This window comes from Acinetobacter sp. NCu2D-2, assembly GCF_001647675.1.
Taxonomy (GTDB): Bacteria; Pseudomonadota; Gammaproteobacteria; order Pseudomonadales; family Moraxellaceae; genus Acinetobacter.
In genome coordinates, this window is the sequence record NZ_CP015594.1 from 1,262,568 (window position 1) to 1,279,821 (window position 17,254).

The window sequence follows — 17,254 nt, forward strand, 5'->3', positions numbered from 1 at the left end:
GCCTCATTCTTTTTATAAGTTAATGACAACGGGACTGATGGCTTGAGAAATACACAACTTAATTGGTGTATTTGCCTCATGATCGACCTCACCTGTCAATACATTACGGACTGAGCCACTGACTTTGGTACATGAACAGGTATTGCAAATCCCCATGCGACAACCATGCGCAGGTTTTAAGCCTGCTTGTTCAGCACTTTCTAATAAATTCGTTTTTGCTTCAAAATCCTGTTGCGAACGTAAAAATTTTACTGGCTGCGCTTCTAAGGATTCATCCACCACAATCTGGAAAAATTCAGAATGGTATTGTTCTTCTAAATTCAGTTTTTTTACGACTTTTTCTACACTTTTCATCATTGCAGATGAACCACAGGCATAGATTTCGTGATTTTCAAGGTTCTGAATAAGTTTGTTCAAAAGTGCTAAGGTTAGATGCTGCTTTTGTTCAATGGTGTTGAAATGATGATAGCGAAAATGCGGTGTCGCTAATGCCAAAGCCTTAAGCTCTGCATGGAATGCGTCATCTCGAGTAAAGTAAATCAAATCAATTTCTTGATGACTCTTTACGACAGCTTTTTGAATCAAGGAATAAATAGCAGTGATTCCACTCCCCGATGCTAAAAATAAGATTGGACGCTCAGCTTGGTTGAGAACAAACTCACCTTGCGGCTGAGATATTTCAACAATAGAACCGATTGACAGTGAAGTCATTGCTTTTGAGAAATTGCCCTGCTGTTTTACAGCAATGGTAATTTCACCTTTTTTAGAAAGATTGACTACAGAATATTGACGTTGTTGACGCACGCCATTTAGTACTAGCGTGACAGCGATACTTTGACCTGCTTCAAAAGCATCTGCTTTAAAATTTTGGTTTGGGCGAAGTTGAATTTTAAAAAAATCTTGGCTTAATGACTGAATTTTGATGACTTCAGCTTTTACTTTTTTTAAAGCCCATGTTGGATGAAATTTTTCCGCAACAAAATCAATGAAATCTTCACGAATCCATTGAGGTTGGTAAGTCGTTAAACTTGTCATAATCGATGCCCCCTAATTGCATAAAGCAATTAATGTACATTTGTCTATTTATTATGTTTACGAGCATAGACTGATTTTATGAATGAACCATGTCATTTGGGGTCAAAATAATCCATTTTCTAATTTTTCTATTCTTATTGTCTAACAATTACAAACACAAAAAAGAAATGATACTTTTCAGTATCATTTCTTACTTTTTATATTTTCAATAACTTACAGTGGGAACGACCTTTTAATCGCTTTCAAGCAGTAAATGTCCAAATTGTTCACGTAAATCTTTTTTCAACATTTTACCTGTGCCACTTAATGGGATCGCATCCACAAATACTACTTTATCAGGAATCTGCCATTTCGCGACTTTATCTGCGTAATACGACAGTATTTCTTCCTCGGTCAATTGAGATTCAGGTTTTTTAATAGCAATGAGAATGGGACGTTCATCCCATTTTGGATGCTGTGCAGCAATTACAGCCGCCATTGCAATTTCTGGATGCCCCATTGCTAAGTTTTCCAGTTCAACAGAGGAAATCCATTCCCCACCAGACTTAATTAAATCTTTTGAACGGTCACTGATTTTTAAGAAACCATCTTGATCTAAACTGGCAATATCACCCGTATCAAACCAGCCATCACTGGTCAGTGCAGATTCCTCTTTACCAAAATACTGCTCAATAATCCAATGCCCTTTGATTTGTAAATTACCTGTGGTTTCACCATCACGTGCAATCTCATGTGTGCCATTTTCAGCATCAGTTAGTCTTAAATCGACACCAAACGGTGGGCGACCTTGAGATAGTCGAATATTGAATTGTTCTTCTGTAGGCAATGACGAATGTTTCGCTTTAAGCTGATTGGCTGAACCTAAAGGACTGGTTTCTGTCATGCCCCATGCATGAATCGTTTCACAATCGAATTGTTCTTTAAATGTTTTCAGCATTGATGGCGGACATGCCGAGCCACCCACAACATTGCGTTTTAAACTTGGTAACTTTGAGCCTGTTTGCTGTGCTGCAGCAATCAAGCCTTGCCAAATGGTTGGTACACCTAAAGCAACAGAGACTTTATAGGTGTCAATGAGATTGACCAAACTTGCGCCGTCTAAACCTGGTCCAGGCAGAACTAAACTGCTGCCAACCATCGCGGCTGCATACGGCGTACCCCAAGCATTTACATGGAACATAGGTACGACGGGTAACATCACTTCTTTGGCAGAAAGATTAAGCGAGTCCGGCATAATAATCGCGTAACTGTGTAAAACCGTGGAACGATGACTATAAAGCACACCTTTTGGATTGCCTGTTGTTCCTGAGGTATAACACAATGAGCTTGCTGTATTTTCATTTAATGATGGCCATTCAAACTCATCAGATTGCCCTGAAATCAGATCATCATAGAATTTAACTTCAGGCACTGCTTCACGGATGGCATCATCTGCAGCGTCTAAGCAAATATAATGCTCTATAGATTTAAGCAAAGGTTTAACAGCTTTGATCAAAGGGGCAAATGTTTTATCAAATAAAATGACGCGATCTGCTGCATCATTAATAATAAACACCAATTGCTCAGGGAAAAGACGTGGATTGATGGTATGGCAAACGTAACCACTACCTGAAATGGCATACCATGACTCTAAATGTCGCTGGTTATTCCATGCGATCGTCACAATACGATCGCCATGATTCAGATTAAATTGAACAAGTACATTGGCAAAACGTTTTGAATTTTGATGTACCTCACCCCATGTTGTGGTGGTGATTGAGGTATCGGTATTTTTGGAAATAATTTGCGTATCTGAATGATAGCGACCTGCATGTTCAATCATGCTACTAATCAATAAAGGCTGGAACATCATATTGCCAAGCATACCTAACTCCCTTGTTGTTATCGTTTTAAATAAGATTTGATTTTTAATTAAATACTGAAAAATATGAGGGCAGAAATCCGCTGCATTTATTATTTATTCCTCAATACCATTCGAATGTAGCAAGCTTTATTTACTTTGTAAGTGACAATTTGTGACAAGTGAATGTGACATATTTTACGGATGCATTATCCATCTTTTCATCTGTTACTGTTTTAGAATAAGTAGAATTTTTTAGCCAACAAAAAAGCCACGAAAATTGTGGCTCTTGTTTTACATGTTTAGGTTATGCCCAAATCACCAAGATCGCGGCAAGTACGACCAATGCTAATCCCCAATGTTCTGCGCGGGCTAATTTTTCTTTGAAGAAATACGCTGAGATTAACAGACTAAATAAAATTTCGATTTGTCCAAGTGTTTTGACAATCGGTACGCTGACCATACTCATCGCGGTAAACCAACCCAATGATGCCATAAAACTGCATACACTGACTTTAAAGGTTAGACCAATACGTTGCCACATGGCAGCTAAAGTTTTACGGCTAAACAATCCTAAATACAACAACATACTGATACATTGAAAGCCAATAACGGATACTAATACCCATGATGCGCGGTGTAAAAATGGTAAATTGGTTAATTCCAGACTTGCTTCACGAACTAATAATGATGTGATAGCAAAACAAAGACCACTTCCCACACCAATTGCCAAAGTTTTTAAAGATAATGCAGCGAGTTGATTGCCTTTACTAAGTAAAAATACGGCGTAACCACCAATTAATACGCCTACCCATGCTAAAAATGATAAATGATCTGATAAGAATATGACGCCAATGATTGCCGCCAAAATCGCTTCACTTTTGGCTAGTCCAACCCCAATGGCAAAGTTTTTTTGTTTAAATAGCTGTACCATCAGTACAGTTGCTAAGATTTGACTCACACCTGCAATCAAAATATAAACCCAATACATGGGTGTGAAATGCACTACAGCACTGACAGGTTTTACGTGATAGAGCCATTCGATATACAGAAATGCAATTGGAAAACCAAATAAAAAGCGTGCAAGTGTCACGCCCCATACGTCGACAGTTGAACTCAGTTGTTTTTGAAATGCATTACGCCATGCCTGCATAAATGCAGCCATTAAGGTAAAGAAAATCCAACTGATCGTCATGTCTCATCTACTGTTAGGTTAAAAGTGAAATAATTCTATGCCTTTGTAGATGAGATGACTAATTAAAAAAGGGTTTAAAGTAGATAGCAGAAAGTTTGGATTACTTTCTAAACTCATTTACTAATTTCGCAAGCTGTTCCATACCATCAAATGTGGTTGGAATTTTATCGTCTGATGAAACTAAGGGTGAAAAAATAATATTTTCAAATTTCTCAAAACCTGCTGCATTTTTCTTATGTAGTTTTTCTGAGTCTTCGGCATAGTTATGTATAAACTGACAAAGTGCCATGCGAAGTTCAAGCTGCATCATTTGAGATTGAACTGAACGAATATGTTGTAATCCAACTCTAGAAAAGTAAAATAAAAAAAGCATCAGAGTTGAAATTGGTATAGCTAAAAACCACAATGAATGTAACTTACTTTCAAAACCAAAGATGACAAGTAAAATCGAAATAATAATCACAGCTACTGGTGTACAAATTAACCAAGATGCTAGATCAGAGTAGCTATCCCTTCTTTCTTTTAATTCTAATTTTTTCTGCTCATAAAGCTCTTTAAAACCTTTATTAAGTAAAACAAAATCGTATGTTTGTTTGCTTTTTTCTAGACGTTTTTCTAACTCTTTAACAGCATCTTTTTTATTCTCAAAATCATCTTCCCACTGTAGAATACTTTTAGATGTTTTTTCGGTAGTTTCTACTAATTTCGAAAATTCAGAAAAATCTTTTTCTTTTAAAAATTTTCTTATTTCATTTAACTTTGAATGACTATAAATTTCACCACAAATCACAAAAGGTAACTCATCGACAAAGTCATAATGTGTTTTAAACTCTAAATAGTTAAATTGTTTTTCAGTATAGATAAAATTATACAAGCTACTTATGGTTGTATTTAATTCTTCATTTTCCTTAATTCCTCTTCTAAAATTCCATTCCTTAAGATAGACAAAAAATGTTACAGCACCATATTTTAAATGATTTAAATCATCATCAATTATGTTCTTGCTAAGCTGATGTAAGTCAAACAGTGCCCACTTTTTTGTTTCATATAAATTTTCATCTAAATAGTTTAAATTTTCATCATTAAAAAAACTTTTTAATGATCTAACTTTGTGTGCCCATTTTTTAATTTCTTCATTTTCGGAATTTAAGTTTTTTTGTGCGGTTTGAAATAAGCTTGTTAATGCATTTTCAAAATAAATAGATTTAAAAGAAAAATTCATGTCTTACTCTTATTTTTGTTTAAATATATAGTTTTATTATAATTTAAAAAGCCCCAAACATGGGGCTAATTTCATTAAAACAAGAAATACCTTTGCGCCATCGGCAATACTTCCGCAGGCTCGCACGTCAACAATTTCCCATCCGCACGTACTTCATAAATCTCAGGATCAACCTCCATTACTGGACAGTAATCATTATGCTTCATATCTGCTTTCGAAATATTACGTGTGTTCTTGCATGGACTAATTAATTTCTGTAGTCCAAGTTTTTTATGTACACCATCTTCAATTGCCGCTTGAGATAAGAAAGTAATACAGGTGTTATGAACTCCACGTGCATTGGCTCCAAACATCGGACGATAATGCACCGGCTGTGGAGTTGGAATCGAAGCATTAATATCACCCATCGGTGCTGCTGCAATCATACCGCCTTTAATAATCATTGAAGGTTTAACACCAAAGAATGCAGGTTTCCACAGCACTAAATCCGCAAGTTTTCCCTCTTCAACCGAACCAATTTCATGACTTAAACCATGAGTAATTGCAGGGTTAATCGTATATTTCGCAATATAACGTTTCACACGGTTGTTATCGTTTGCAGCATTATCACCTTCCAATGGTCTACGTTGCACTTTCATTTTGTGCGCCGTTTGCCACGTACGAATCACTACTTCGCCAACACGCCCCATAGCTTGCGAATCCGATGACATCATCGCGATCGCACCCATATCTTGCAAAATATCTTCAGCAGCAATGGTTTCACGACGAATACGACTTTCTGCAAATGCTACATCTTCAGAAATTGCTGGATCTAAATGATGGCAAACCATCAACATATCTAAGTGTTCATCAATGGTATTGACGGTATATGGACGTGTTGGATTGGTTGAAGATGGCAATACATTCGACTGACCAATGGCTTTTAGAATGTCAGGCGCATGTCCACCACCCGCACCTTCGGTATGGTAAGTATGAATAGTACGGTTTTTAAATGCCGCTAAAGTTTCTTCCAGAAAGCCACTTTCATTCAGTGTGTCAGTATGAATTGCAACTTGCACGTCAAACTCGTCTGCAACACTTAGACAGTTATCAATCGCAGCAGGTGTCGAACCCCAGTCTTCATGCAGTTTTAAACCGACTACACCTGCTTTGATCTGCTCACGTATCGGATCAGGTAAGCTCAAATTACCTTTACCCAATAAACCAATATTCATTGGTAAATCATCTATGGCTTGTAGCATAGTTGAAATATGCCAAGGACCCGGTGTTACCGTAGTTGCAGAAGTACCCGCTGCTGGACCTGTACCGCCACCAATCATTGTGGTGATACCAGACATCAGTGCTGTTTCAACCTGTTGCGGGCAAATCCAGTGAATATGCGTATCCACACCGCCTGCTGTTAGTATTTGCCCTTCACCTGCAATTACCTCGGTTGCAGCCCCTAAAGGAATGGTGATGTTGGGTTGAATATCAGGGTTACCTGCTTTACCTATTTTCCAAATACGTCCGCTTTTAAGTCCAATATCGGCTTTAACAATTCCCCACCAATCGACAATCAAAGCATTGGTAATTACAGTATCCGCCACTTCATCTGCTAATAATTGTGATTGTCCCATTCCATCACGAATGACTTTACCACCACCAAATTTAACCTCTTCACCATATGTTGTGAGGTCTTTTTCAACTTGGATAAACAGCTCTGTATCTGCTAAACGAACACGGTCACCTGTAGTGGGACCAAACATTTCCGCATAAGCGCGGCGTGACATTTTCATTTTATTTTGATCCCCTTAATCCAACTTGCCCATCACACGACCCGCAAAGCCATAAACTTCACGTTTACCGACCAAAGCCACCAATTCGATATCACGACTTTGTCCAGGCTCAAAACGAACGGCTGTACCTGCGGCAATATTTAAGCGATAACCTTTTGCCAGCTCGCGATCAAATGACAATGCATCATTGGCTTCAGCAAAATGAAAATGTGAACCCACTTGAATCGGACGATCTCCTGTATTGGAAACAGTCATTTTGAGGGTTTGACGACCAACATTCATTTCAATGTCAGTATCTGGTGTAAAAATTTCTCCAGGAATCATGTCTCCCTCCTACACAATAGGTTGATGTACGGTGACAAGTTTGGAACCATCAGGGAAAGTAGCTTCAACCTGAACTTCAGGGATCATTTCTGGCACACCGTCCATCACATCCTCACGTTTCAATAAAGTCGTTCCATAATGCATCAGCTCATTGACACTCATGCCATCACGTGCACCTTCAAGTAGTGCTGCAGAAATAAAAGCAATCGCTTCTGGATAATTGAGTTTTAGCCCACGCGCCTTACGACGCTCTGCAACCAATCCAGCAGTAAATATCAATAATTTATCTTTTTCGGTGGGATTGAGTTCCATATCTCTTTCCTAATTAATTTCAATTCTTTATATGCAAAATGTGTGCAAAAATTTCCTTTGTTTCCCTCTCCTTCTAGGAGAAGGTTAGGGAGAGGTGAACTTTCATCATCATAAACCTTCCCTTTAGCTCCCTCCCAAAGGGATGGAGAATCCAGTTTTTCCTCTCCTCTTAGGAGATGAGTAGCACCGGTACGCAAGGAAGAGGCCTATTAAGTCCGCCAAATCCTTGGAAATTCTTCATCTAGACCAAACCAATATCTGCGTAAACGTGCTCGTATTGCGGCAAAAGCATCATGACATTCACGTACATCGTCACCGAGGTAACGTGCACAAATCACATCATCAAGCAAAGTGAGCGTTACACGAATATCCATACGCATAATTAGATCTCGGATTAGTTCAAGTTGACCTTTAAGGACTTGCTGATTGCGAATAGTCACAGGTGGAACTGCCCATAAACTGCCCATCACAGCATGACCATTCATACCTAAGCAGGAACTGAGCCAGCGGTCATTGCCTCCAAATCGCAATTGATCGGTGACTAAGAGATTTTGGTTTCGATAGAGCAAAAAACGACTTTGATAACTACCTTGAGCAAACTGTTCTTCACGAGCCTGACGTCCAATCACCAACATATCCCAACCGATAAAACTGGCTGTTTCGTCTAGATGAATTGTGGTGGCTGAGTTGGCATGTGCGCCATCAAATAACATGGTTTCTTGTGGAAGCCATTCAAAAATACCTTGATCTTCAACATGAATATCAATGTGTTGATAGGCTTGTTTTTGATTGGTCTTGTACCATTTACCTGCGCCGGGCGTGGTCACAAGCGCATGTGCTTGTGAACCTACATGCATATCGAAACTTAAATGATCTCCGCCCGCAATGCCTGCGGGTGGATGTACGATAATCGCGTGGCATACCCCTGTTTTTTCTGGCCAAAGCATTTTTTGAACACGAACCGGACCTTCATGCTTACGATGCTGAAGCACCGTACGCCCTGTGGTAGCGTCTGCTTTAAATCCAAGCTGTAAACGCGCAAACCACAATTTTTCTTGGCGATGTTGCGTTTTTTCTACAGCGATATTCATCGTGATCTACTCTTAGCAAAAGGTCGGGGATTAAGACTTAAACAAGCCTTGTTTTTCGATGAACTCAATAATCTGATCTAAGCCATCTTTAGTTTTCATATTTGAAAATAAAAATGGTTTTTCACCACGCATACGTTTCGCGTCTTGATCCATGACATCCAAATTTGCACCAACCATTGGCGCCAAGTCGGTTTTATTGATAATTAATAAATCGGACTTTGTAATTCCGGGGCCACCTTTACGTGGAATCTTTTCACCACCGCCCACATCAATCACATATAAAGTTAAATCAGACAGTTCAGGGCTAAATGTTGCAGCAAGGTTATCGCCACCACTTTCGATAATAATCAGTTCCAAACCATCAAATTTTTCACAAAGATCATCAATCGCAGCAAGGTTAATTGAAGCATCTTCACGAATCGCAGTATGTGGACAGCCGCCTGTTTCTACACCGACAATACGTTCAGGTTCCATCGCTTCATTACGCGTTAAAAAGTTAGAATCTTCTTTTGTGTAAATGTCATTGGTCACGACCGCCATGTTGTATTTATTGCGTAATGCCTGACATAAATTCAGTGTAAGCGCCGTTTTACCTGAACCGACTGGTCCACCAATTCCTACGCGTAAAGGACTACGTTCTGACATGAGTATTTCCTATTTTTTAAGATCTAAATAATCGTGAATATTGATTTTCATGTTGCATGCTGAGCATGGCGTAATTCGGCAAAGCACTACTGAGCTGATCATCTTCAAGCTTTAAAGCTCGCTCGATTGCATCGGGAATAATTTGGTGTAATTCCCATAAAATGCGCTGTCCACTCATCTGTCCTAGTGGTACGGTTTTCACCGCTGCCAAAACCTGATTTTCCAAAACAGCAAATGCATAAGCTGTGAGAACTTCATCGACATTGAGCTGTAATTCACCACAAAGCTGTGCATAAACAGGGACATAACCGAGCTGCTTTTTAACTTTGACTGGCTTTTTTAAAACATCTCGAATCCATGCATTCAAAGAAAATGCCAATTGTTGAGATTCCGCCAGTAATTCACTGCTTTCTCGGCTAGCTTTGTACAAATTTGCCCAATACAAAAATGCCTCTGGTTGATCATAGTTTTCCATCAAGCGCTTCAATAATGGGAGTTCAAAGCGAACCAGCAGCATTTCCAGTACTTCATGAAAATAAGCAATACTGGATGCTTCGTCATAAACCATGCCGCGATCAATCGCACTTTCTACACCCTGCGAATAACAATATGCGCCAATAGGCAGTGCGGTTGATGACAGTGTTAATAAGCTCAATAACTGTGATGCTTTAATGGCTGACATGATGAATCGCTTTAATTGGGCTTAAACGATGATCATGTTGATGCTGTGCATAAGCACCACTTTCAGGTTCAAATGGATGCATGACGTTTTCTACATGAAGTCCTAAACCTTCTACCATTTCTGCCAAAACATGATCAGGCTCAAAGTACAATGCCGTTGGTGTGAGCATTAATGGCACATGACGATTACCCAAATGGTAAGCTGCTTTAAGCAACTCAAAAGCATCTGAACTACTGACACACATCAATTGTTCAGGCTTGGCTTCTACTTTTAAAATTTCACCCGCATCAGTGGCAATAAAAGACCCACTTCTTAATATTCCCGTACGGGGTAAATCTGCCCCAATATCGTGACCATTTTTTAAAGTGGCACGAAAACGACTTTTTTGCCGTGTATCGAAGTTCAACTCAATACTTTCATAAACAGCATCTTGGTCTAACTGCTCTAAGCGTTGTGTGTAAATCTTCATCGAAATCCTTTAGCACTTATTTAGGTCATCCACATTGCGTTTTTGGAACATTTTTATGGATGCCATGAAAACTTGCATCAAAATAAAGCAGTTATCGTGCCAAAATTATGTTTTGGAATTATTTTTTATTGATTGAATAATCATATTTCATACAGCATCAAGCTAAGCTAAACTATGATCAAATAAAGGACAGAGTATTGAGCGAAAAAACAAACCTAAGTCACTCAAATCTAAATGAATCAATATTTTAAAATGTTTTTATTTTCAATATTTTCTTTAGAGACCGCGCGTGACTTTGGTGCAAATATCGCCACAAAATCACTATGAAATATTTTGAATGTGCCGTATGTCAGCAGCAAATCTTTTTCTCAGATACGATTTGCATACATTGCCAATCTCCCATTGGTTTCGTTGCGTCTGAACGGGATATGGGTACGTTTAAAAAATGTGATGAAAACTCTTGGCAAGCTCAAAATTCGCACTATAAAACCCAGTTGTTTAAACCTTGTTATAACTATCAAAACTATCAGGTCTGCAATTGGATGATTCCTGCACATGCTGAAGATGAATATTGTGAATCCTGTCAGCTCACGACGGTTATTCCAAATTTGGACAATGATGAAGTATTTACCTATTGGCGCCGTCTGGAAGATGCAAAACGGCGTTTTCTCTATTTGGCACAGCGCATGTTTATGTTGCCTCGTCCGAAACGCACCATAGATGATCCCTATGGCTTGAGTTTTGAATTTTTGATGCCGATAGATGGTCAACCTGTATTAACAGGTCATGCCAATGGTGTCATTACACTGAATGCCATTGAAGCTGATGTGGTTTATCGTGAAACAACACGAGTTAATATGGGTGAAAACTATCGCACTCTTTTAGGGCACTTCCGCCACGAAAGTGGGCATTATTATTTGAATTTGATGCAATTATTGCATCCAGAATTAATTGATGAATTCCGTCATTACTTTGGGGATGAACGCATCGATTATAAAAAAGCACTAGATCGGCATTATGAAGACGGCGCACCTGAGAATTGGCAGGAGCAATATATCAGTACCTATGCCAGCTCTCATCCATGGGAAGATTGGGCTGAAACATGGGCGCATTATCTGCATATGATGGAAACGATGGAAACTGCTTACTATGCAGGATTACGTGTGGATGGCAATGGCACGACCTTAAACAGCATGGCATTTAAGGAGTGTCCGATCGGAGCCAAAGACTTCGAACATGTACTAGAAAATTGGATTACCCTGACCTTTAATTTAAATTCGCTGAACCGAAGCATGGGACTTGAAGATGCTTATCCATTTCAACTTAGTGAATGTGTAAAAGATAAACTGCGTTTTATCCATCGTCACGTTTTAGATAAGGCATTTAAATCTCAATAAACGATGTTTTCCATTTTTCTATTAAATGCTTCAATTTTATAATTAAATGAGATGTTTGATTAAAATATACACAAATAATGCTTTAAACGAGACCTTAGTTTTATATTCAGAACAATTTGAATTCAATAGTCTTAATACAGCTGTAAACAAATTGAGATGTTTTAATGAACAGTTTAAGGCAACAAAACTTTAATCAACGTAAAGAAAAAATTCTCGCACAAGCTGAAATTTTACTTCTTGAAAACAATGAAGATATTACCTTAAATGATTTGGCCAGCGAAATTGATGTCGCAAAAGGGACCATTTATAAGCATTTTAGTAGTAAAAATCAGCTTTATCTGGAACTGATTATTTTAAATGAACAACGTATTTTAGCGCTTTGTCAAAAGAGTGAACTGGATTTTAAAAGCTATGTAAAAGAATATATGCTTTATCATTTACTCAATGCTCAGCGTACGATTATGTTCCATATGATTGAGGAACGCTTAACCAATACTGAACGCAATTTAAAAGAACATTTTCAAAAGTTGTATCAAATCCGTGAAGAACGTATTTTATTGCTGAAAGATCTGACCCAAGACTATTTAAAATCGATTCACAGCACATTATCCATTCGAGATTATTTATCTTATATTTGGACGATCACGCATGGTGCGGCATTGCTCCTCAATTCAACCAGTTATCAAAAAGCCATTGGTTGTCGTGAGCGCATGATTCAACTCTATATTGATCAAGCCCTATTCTTATCGCCTCAACAAAAAACGGCTTAAGTTTTCTTAAGCCGTTCATTTTTATTTTTAGACATTGACGGGTGGGAAACCATCTTCATTCAATGCTTCTATTACTTCCTGCTCAGGAACATTGGTGTCCACTTCAACCCATTTTGATTCAATATCAATATTGACCACAGCATTTTGATCTAACTCTTTAATCGTTGCTGTTACACTGCGCGCACAGCCACCACAGGTCATATTTTCAATTTTAAATTTCATATCACTTTTCATTCCTTATGTTTAAACGTTTGAAGCTGTCCGACATGAAGACTCATGCGGTACGCCCTGTTCTATTTGATTTAAAATCTCACATTCTGATGCTGCATTCCCAGCACATTGATTCACGGCATGCTGTAACACATTGACCATCTTTTGCATTTCAGCAATTTTATCGGTTAAAAGCTGAATATGCTGCTGTGCTAAGACTTTGACATCTAGACTTTGTCGCTGAGGATCTAACCAAAGCTGTAATAAATCTTTCATCTGCTCCGATGAAAAACCCATTAATCTGGCATTTTGAATAAACTCTAAGCGCTTTATATCCTGTTCAGTATAAATCCGATAGCCTGAGTCACTACGCTGTGGGCTAGGCAATAGACCGATTTCCTCATAATAGCGAATCATTTTGGCAGATAATTCAGATCGTTTTGCTGCTTGTCCGATATTCATACCAGCTCACTCGTGTTTATCGCTTTAAATTTTTTCAGTCGAAGTGCATTTGAAATCACAAAGACCGAAGATAATGCCATCGCAGCGGCTGCTAAAATCGGAGATAACAGTACACCATAAAATGGATATAACACCCCTGCCGCAATCGGAATTAAGGCAATATTATAAACAAAGGCCCAAAATAAATTCTGTTTGATATTGGTCATTGTTGCATGACTGATGGCAATACCAGTTGCAACCAGTTGTAAATTTCCTGCCATGAGAACCACATCTGCGGCTTCAATTGCAATATCGGTTCCTGTTCCAATCGCAATTCCGACATCGGCTTGCGCCAAAGCAGGTGCATCGTTTATTCCATCTCCAACAAAAGTCACTGCGCCGTATTGGTGTTGCAATTGTTGAATTGCTTCGACTTTTTGCTGCGGTGAAACTTCCGAAATGACATGATCAATATGGAGCTGTTTCGCCACAGCTTGCGCTGTAAATGCATGATCACCTGTAATCATCGCGACTTTTAAACCTTGTTGATGCAATGCTTGAATTGCAGTAAAAGTTGTTGGTTTAATCGGATCTGATACAGCGATAACACCTACTAATTTCTGATCAATCTGAATATAAATAGGTGTTTTGCCCTGTTGTGCCAGTTGATGGATTTGGGTTTTAAAAATGGCAGTATCTAAACCATTTTTTTGTATTAAGCGTTCTGCACCGATCCATACTATTTGCTCATCACTTTTTGCTCGAATACCTAAACCAGTAATTGAATCAAACTCTTCTACATTGACGAGTTCAATATTGCGTTCTCGTGCAGCATTCACAATCGCATAAGCAATGGGATGTTCAGATTTGACTTCCACAGAAGCCACCCACTGCAAAACCTGATTTTCATTGAATCCATCTAAGACATAAATATCTGTGAGCGTCGGTTTTCCTTCGGTCAATGTGCCTGTTTTATCCAATGCAACAACTTGACTCTGTTGCAGTCGCTGTAAAGCATCACCTTTTCGAAATAGAATTCCCAGCTCAGCGGCACGGCCTGTACCCACCATGATTGAAGTCGGTGTAGCCAAACCCATCGCGCATGGACAGGCAATAATCAGAACCGCAACGGCATTTACTAATGCGTAGGTTAAGCTAGGCACAGGTCCTAACAAATACCATAAGATAAAGGTCAACAATGCACAGAACATCACAGCGGGTACAAACCAAAGAGTGACTTTATCCACTAAGGTTTGAATAGGTAATTTTGCCCCTTGTGCTTGTTCGACCATTTGAATAATTTGCGCAAGTACCGAATCTTGCCCTACATGTGTTGCACGTATCGTCAATGTACCATTTTGATTAAGGCTACCACCGACAACCTGATCATCGACCTTTTTTGCTACTGCCAAAGGTTCGCCGCTAATCATCGATTCATCGATATAACTTTGTCCTTCGGTAACCACACCATCCACTGGGACTTTTTCACCTGGACGGATTTGAATCAACATATCTTTTTGCAAATCTTGAATCGCAACGTCAATCCAATCATGACCTTGCTGAATACGTGCACTTTTGGGCTGAAGCCCAATTAGGTATTGAATGGCTTGGGAAGTTTTTCCTTTAGCTTTAGCTTCTAAATAACGTCCGAGTAAAATGAGCGCAATAATGACCGCTGCTGCTTCAAAATAAACATGTACCGTATTGGCAGGTAAAAGTGTGGGAAAGAACGTTGCGACCACAGAAAATGAATAAGCGGAAAATGTCCCCACGCTGACCAAAGAATTCATATCAGGGGCTAATCTTAATAATGCAGGGATACCATGCTGATAAAAACGGCGTCCGGGGAAAAGTAAAATGAATGTGGTAAGTACAAACTGGATATACCAACTATTTTGATTGCCAGTGACGGTATGAATAAAATGATGAAATGCAGGAATAAGATGCGAACCCATTTCTAAAATAAAAACAGGCAGTGCTAAAAATAAAGCGAGATAAAAATCTCGTTTTAACTCGTGTGCTTCCTGATTGCGCTTGTTACTTTGACTGATTGCATCACTGCTCTGTTCTTGTGGTTTAAGTTCAGCGTGGAATCCAGCTTTCTCTATGGCTTGAATAAGATCTATAGCTGAAAGCTGCTGTCCTAGTACAACCGCTTGCTCATTTGCTAAATTGACGGAGGCACTCTTAACACCATTTACCTTACTCAGTGCTTTCTCAACCCGTGCTACACATGAAGCACAGCTCATACCTGAAATATTCAAATAAATGGGTGCTGAACCAATATCGAAACCTGCCTTCTCTACAGCTTTAGTGAGTAAGTTAGGCTCTAAAGTATTGACTGTCTCTAACTGTGCTTTTTCTGTAGCGAGATTAACTCGTGCTGAAATGACACCATCTACTTTTTTGAGTGCCTTTTCTACCCGAGCAACACAAGAAGCGCAGGTCATTCCTTCAATATTTAATTCAATTTTTTTGGTCGGGACATCAAAGCCAGTCTTTTGTATTTTTTCAATCAGATCAGTTATTGCCAACTTCTTTGAACTATATATTGTTGCTTTTTCAGTGGCTAGATTGACTTGAGCTTCAGTCACACCTTCGATGTTCTTAAGTGCTTTTTCAACACGTGCAACACAAGAGGCACAGGTCATTCCTTCTATCGGGATATGTATTTGGAATTGTGTTGTGCGCTCTACTTGCATTGTTAACTCCGAAAGCCTCAATATTGTCTAAGCTTAAACCTTCCCATTATAGGAAGGTCAAGTTTTCACACTGAAATACAATTTTATGGCAAAAAAAAGCCTGAGATAAACTCAGGCTCTTTAAATTAATGGTGTTATTCAGCTGAAATATTTTCAAACAGAATTGAAGATAAGTAGCGTTCACCCGCATCTGGAAGAATCACCACAATATTTTTACCTGCATTCTCAGGACGTGCAGCAAGCTGCGCAGCTGCTGCCATTGCAGCACCACTTGAAATACCAACCAAGATCCCTTCTTGAACTGCAGTTTTACGTGCCCATTCAACTGCATCATTGCTTTGGATGGCAATAACTTCATCTACTAAATCTAGGTCTAAGTTACCTGGAATAAAGTTTGCGCCGATACCTTGGATTTTATGTGGTCCAGGTGTTAGGGTTTCACCACGTTTTGCTTGACCAATAATTGGTGATTCAGCAGGTTCTACAGCAACTGAATAAATTGCTTTATTTTTTACTTTTTCAAAGTAACGTGAAATACCAGAAATCGTACCACCAGTACCTACACCTGAAACGAGAATATCAACATTACCGCCTGTTGCTTCCCAAACTTCAGGACCAGTGGTTTCTTCGTGGATTTTAGGGTTTGCTGGGTTTTCAAACTGCTGTGGCAAGAAGTATTTTTCTGGTTCTTCAGTCACCAAACGTACAGCTTCGTCAACCGCACCTTTCATCCCTTTCGCAGGTTCAGTCAAAATCAGGTTTGCACCCAAAGCTTTGACGACTTTACGGCGTTCAATACTCATACTTGCCGGCATAGTCAAGGTAATGTCATAACCTTTGGCAGCTGCAACGAAAGCAAGCGCAATACCCGTATTACCACTAGTTGGTTCAACAATGTGCATACCTGGTTTTAATTTTCCAGACTTTTCAGCGTCTGCAATAAGCGCAGCACCAACACGACATTTCACAGAAAATGCAGGGTTACGGCTTTCAATTTTTGCAAGGACTGTCGCACCGCCTGAAATTGCACGGTTGATACGTACTAATGGTGTATTCCCAATCGCTTCAGCATTGTTATTGTAAACCGCGATACCCAAGTTACTTGGTGTTGGAAAAGCAGAATCTGTAGTCATTTCAATATCCC

At 39.1% G+C, this 17,254-nt stretch carries 17 protein-coding genes; 2 read left to right on the plus strand and 15 right to left on the minus strand.

Annotation, left to right across the window (positions count from 1 at the left end):
• Positions 1 to 12: 12 nt before the first annotated feature.
• The 11 genes from A3K93_RS05975 to ureE all read right to left on the minus strand — a co-directional run bounded on the left by A3K93_RS05975 (position 13) and on the right by ureE (position 10,590).
• Entirely contained in the window at positions 13 to 1,035 is a 1,023-nt protein-coding gene (locus A3K93_RS05975; protein ID WP_067729828.1) for a flavin reductase family protein, read from the minus strand.
• A 232-nt stretch (positions 1,036 to 1,267) separates the two neighbouring features.
• Positions 1,268 to 2,899, minus strand: a complete 1,632-nt coding sequence (locus A3K93_RS05980) for a long-chain-fatty-acid--CoA ligase (protein WP_067729830.1) — start codon at positions 2,897 to 2,899, stop codon at positions 1,268 to 1,270.
• 283 nt (positions 2,900 to 3,182) lie between these two features.
• Positions 3,183 to 4,070: a DMT family transporter gene (locus A3K93_RS05985; RefSeq protein WP_067729832.1), complete on the minus strand. Its 888-nt coding sequence runs from the start codon at positions 4,068 to 4,070 to the stop codon at positions 3,183 to 3,185.
• 100 nt (positions 4,071 to 4,170) lie between these two features.
• A complete protein-coding gene (locus A3K93_RS15045) occupies positions 4,171 to 5,292 on the minus strand; it encodes a hypothetical protein (RefSeq protein WP_067729834.1) in 1,122 nt (373 codons plus the stop codon).
• 74 nt (positions 5,293 to 5,366) lie between these two features.
• Entirely contained in the window at positions 5,367 to 7,067 is a 1,701-nt protein-coding gene (ureC, locus tag A3K93_RS05995; protein WP_067729836.1) for an urease subunit alpha, read from the minus strand.
• Between the two features lie 15 nt (positions 7,068 to 7,082).
• Complete coding sequence (locus A3K93_RS15050; RefSeq protein ID WP_067729837.1) at positions 7,083 to 7,391, minus strand: urease subunit beta; 309 nt, start codon at positions 7,389 to 7,391, stop codon at positions 7,083 to 7,085.
• Between the two features lie 9 nt (positions 7,392 to 7,400).
• Positions 7,401 to 7,703 (minus strand): urease subunit gamma, encoded by a 303-nt coding sequence (gene ureA / locus A3K93_RS06005; protein WP_067729839.1) that lies wholly within the window; start codon positions 7,701 to 7,703, stop codon positions 7,401 to 7,403.
• 209 nt (positions 7,704 to 7,912) lie between these two features.
• Positions 7,913 to 8,794, minus strand: coding sequence for an urease accessory protein UreD (locus A3K93_RS06015; RefSeq protein WP_067729843.1), 882 nt, complete (start codon positions 8,792 to 8,794; stop codon positions 7,913 to 7,915).
• A gap of 30 nt (positions 8,795 to 8,824) precedes the next feature.
• Positions 8,825 to 9,439, minus strand: a complete 615-nt coding sequence (gene ureG, locus A3K93_RS06020; RefSeq protein WP_067729845.1) for an urease accessory protein UreG — start codon at positions 9,437 to 9,439, stop codon at positions 8,825 to 8,827.
• A 16-nt stretch (positions 9,440 to 9,455) separates the two neighbouring features.
• Positions 9,456 to 10,121 (minus strand): urease accessory protein UreF, encoded by a 666-nt coding sequence (locus tag A3K93_RS06025; protein ID WP_067729847.1) that lies wholly within the window; start codon positions 10,119 to 10,121, stop codon positions 9,456 to 9,458.
• Positions 10,108 to 10,590 carry an urease accessory protein UreE gene (gene ureE / locus A3K93_RS06030; protein WP_067729850.1) on the minus strand — a complete coding sequence of 161 codons (483 nt, stop codon included), beginning with the start codon at positions 10,588 to 10,590 and terminating at the stop codon, positions 10,108 to 10,110. Before ureE ends, A3K93_RS06025 begins: the two co-directional genes overlap by 14 nt.
• 323 nt (positions 10,591 to 10,913) lie before the next feature.
• Here ureE and A3K93_RS06035 point away from each other — a divergent pair, with 323 nt between their 5' ends.
• Together A3K93_RS06035 and A3K93_RS06040 are read left to right on the plus strand one after the other, a co-directional pair.
• On the plus strand, positions 10,914 to 11,987 hold the full coding sequence (locus A3K93_RS06035; RefSeq protein WP_067729851.1) for a zinc-binding metallopeptidase family protein: 1,074 nt from the start codon (positions 10,914 to 10,916) through the stop codon (positions 11,985 to 11,987).
• Between the two features lie 164 nt (positions 11,988 to 12,151).
• Positions 12,152 to 12,757 carry a TetR/AcrR family transcriptional regulator gene (locus A3K93_RS06040; protein ID WP_067729853.1) on the plus strand — a complete coding sequence of 202 codons (606 nt, stop codon included), beginning with the start codon at positions 12,152 to 12,154 and terminating at the stop codon, positions 12,755 to 12,757.
• Between the two features lie 27 nt (positions 12,758 to 12,784).
• On the opposite strand, the gene A3K93_RS06045 is transcribed toward A3K93_RS06040, so the two are convergent.
• From A3K93_RS06045 to cysK, 4 genes are all read right to left on the minus strand, one after another.
• Positions 12,785 to 12,979 (minus strand): heavy-metal-associated domain-containing protein, encoded by a 195-nt coding sequence (locus A3K93_RS06045; RefSeq protein ID WP_067731683.1) that lies wholly within the window; start codon positions 12,977 to 12,979, stop codon positions 12,785 to 12,787.
• Between the two features lie 21 nt (positions 12,980 to 13,000).
• The gene (cueR, locus tag A3K93_RS06050) at positions 13,001 to 13,429 is read right to left on the minus strand and encodes a Cu(I)-responsive transcriptional regulator (RefSeq protein ID WP_067729855.1); all 429 of its coding nucleotides are present in this window, start codon (positions 13,427 to 13,429) and stop codon (positions 13,001 to 13,003) included.
• Positions 13,426 to 16,110 (minus strand): heavy metal translocating P-type ATPase, encoded by a 2,685-nt coding sequence (locus A3K93_RS06055; RefSeq protein ID WP_067729857.1) that lies wholly within the window; start codon positions 16,108 to 16,110, stop codon positions 13,426 to 13,428. Before A3K93_RS06055 ends, cueR begins: the two co-directional genes overlap by 4 nt.
• Before the next feature lie 134 nt (positions 16,111 to 16,244).
• Positions 16,245 to 17,243: a cysteine synthase A gene (gene cysK / locus A3K93_RS06060; protein WP_067729859.1), complete on the minus strand. Its 999-nt coding sequence runs from the start codon at positions 17,241 to 17,243 to the stop codon at positions 16,245 to 16,247.
• Positions 17,244 to 17,254: the final 11 nt, after the last annotated feature.

What these genes read in the sequence shown, in the direction of transcription:
- A3K93_RS05975 (WP_067729828.1), bottom strand. Translation starts at nt 1,035, where the DNA reads ATGACAAGTTTAACGACTTACCAACCTCAATGGATTCGTGAAGATTTC.
- A3K93_RS05980 (WP_067729830.1), bottom strand. Translation starts at nt 2,899, where the DNA reads ATGCTTGGCAATATGATGTTCCAGCCTTTATTGATTAGTAGCATGATT.
- A3K93_RS05985 (WP_067729832.1), bottom strand. Translation starts at nt 4,070, where the DNA reads ATGACGATCAGTTGGATTTTCTTTACCTTAATGGCTGCATTTATGCAG.
- A3K93_RS15045 (WP_067729834.1), bottom strand. Translation starts at nt 5,292, where the DNA reads ATGAATTTTTCTTTTAAATCTATTTATTTTGAAAATGCATTAACAAGC.
- ureC (WP_067729836.1), bottom strand. Translation starts at nt 7,067, where the DNA reads ATGAAAATGTCACGCCGCGCTTATGCGGAAATGTTTGGTCCCACTACA.
- A3K93_RS15050 (WP_067729837.1), bottom strand. Translation starts at nt 7,391, where the DNA reads ATGATTCCTGGAGAAATTTTTACACCAGATACTGACATTGAAATGAAT.
- ureA (WP_067729839.1), bottom strand. Translation starts at nt 7,703, where the DNA reads ATGGAACTCAATCCCACCGAAAAAGATAAATTATTGATATTTACTGCT.
- A3K93_RS06015 (WP_067729843.1), bottom strand. Translation starts at nt 8,794, where the DNA reads ATGAATATCGCTGTAGAAAAAACGCAACATCGCCAAGAAAAATTGTGG.
- ureG (WP_067729845.1), bottom strand. Translation starts at nt 9,439, where the DNA reads ATGTCAGAACGTAGTCCTTTACGCGTAGGAATTGGTGGACCAGTCGGT.
- A3K93_RS06025 (WP_067729847.1), bottom strand. Translation starts at nt 10,121, where the DNA reads ATGTCAGCCATTAAAGCATCACAGTTATTGAGCTTATTAACACTGTCA.
- ureE (WP_067729850.1), bottom strand. Translation starts at nt 10,590, where the DNA reads ATGAAGATTTACACACAACGCTTAGAGCAGTTAGACCAAGATGCTGTT.
- A3K93_RS06035 (WP_067729851.1), top strand. Translation starts at nt 10,914, where the DNA reads ATGAAATATTTTGAATGTGCCGTATGTCAGCAGCAAATCTTTTTCTCA.
- A3K93_RS06040 (WP_067729853.1), top strand. Translation starts at nt 12,152, where the DNA reads ATGAACAGTTTAAGGCAACAAAACTTTAATCAACGTAAAGAAAAAATT.
- A3K93_RS06045 (WP_067731683.1), bottom strand. Translation starts at nt 12,979, where the DNA reads ATGAAATTTAAAATTGAAAATATGACCTGTGGTGGCTGTGCGCGCAGT.
- cueR (WP_067729855.1), bottom strand. Translation starts at nt 13,429, where the DNA reads ATGAATATCGGACAAGCAGCAAAACGATCTGAATTATCTGCCAAAATG.
- A3K93_RS06055 (WP_067729857.1), bottom strand. Translation starts at nt 16,110, where the DNA reads ATGCAAGTAGAGCGCACAACACAATTCCAAATACATATCCCGATAGAA.
- cysK (WP_067729859.1), bottom strand. Translation starts at nt 17,243, where the DNA reads ATGACTACAGATTCTGCTTTTCCAACACCAAGTAACTTGGGTATCGCG.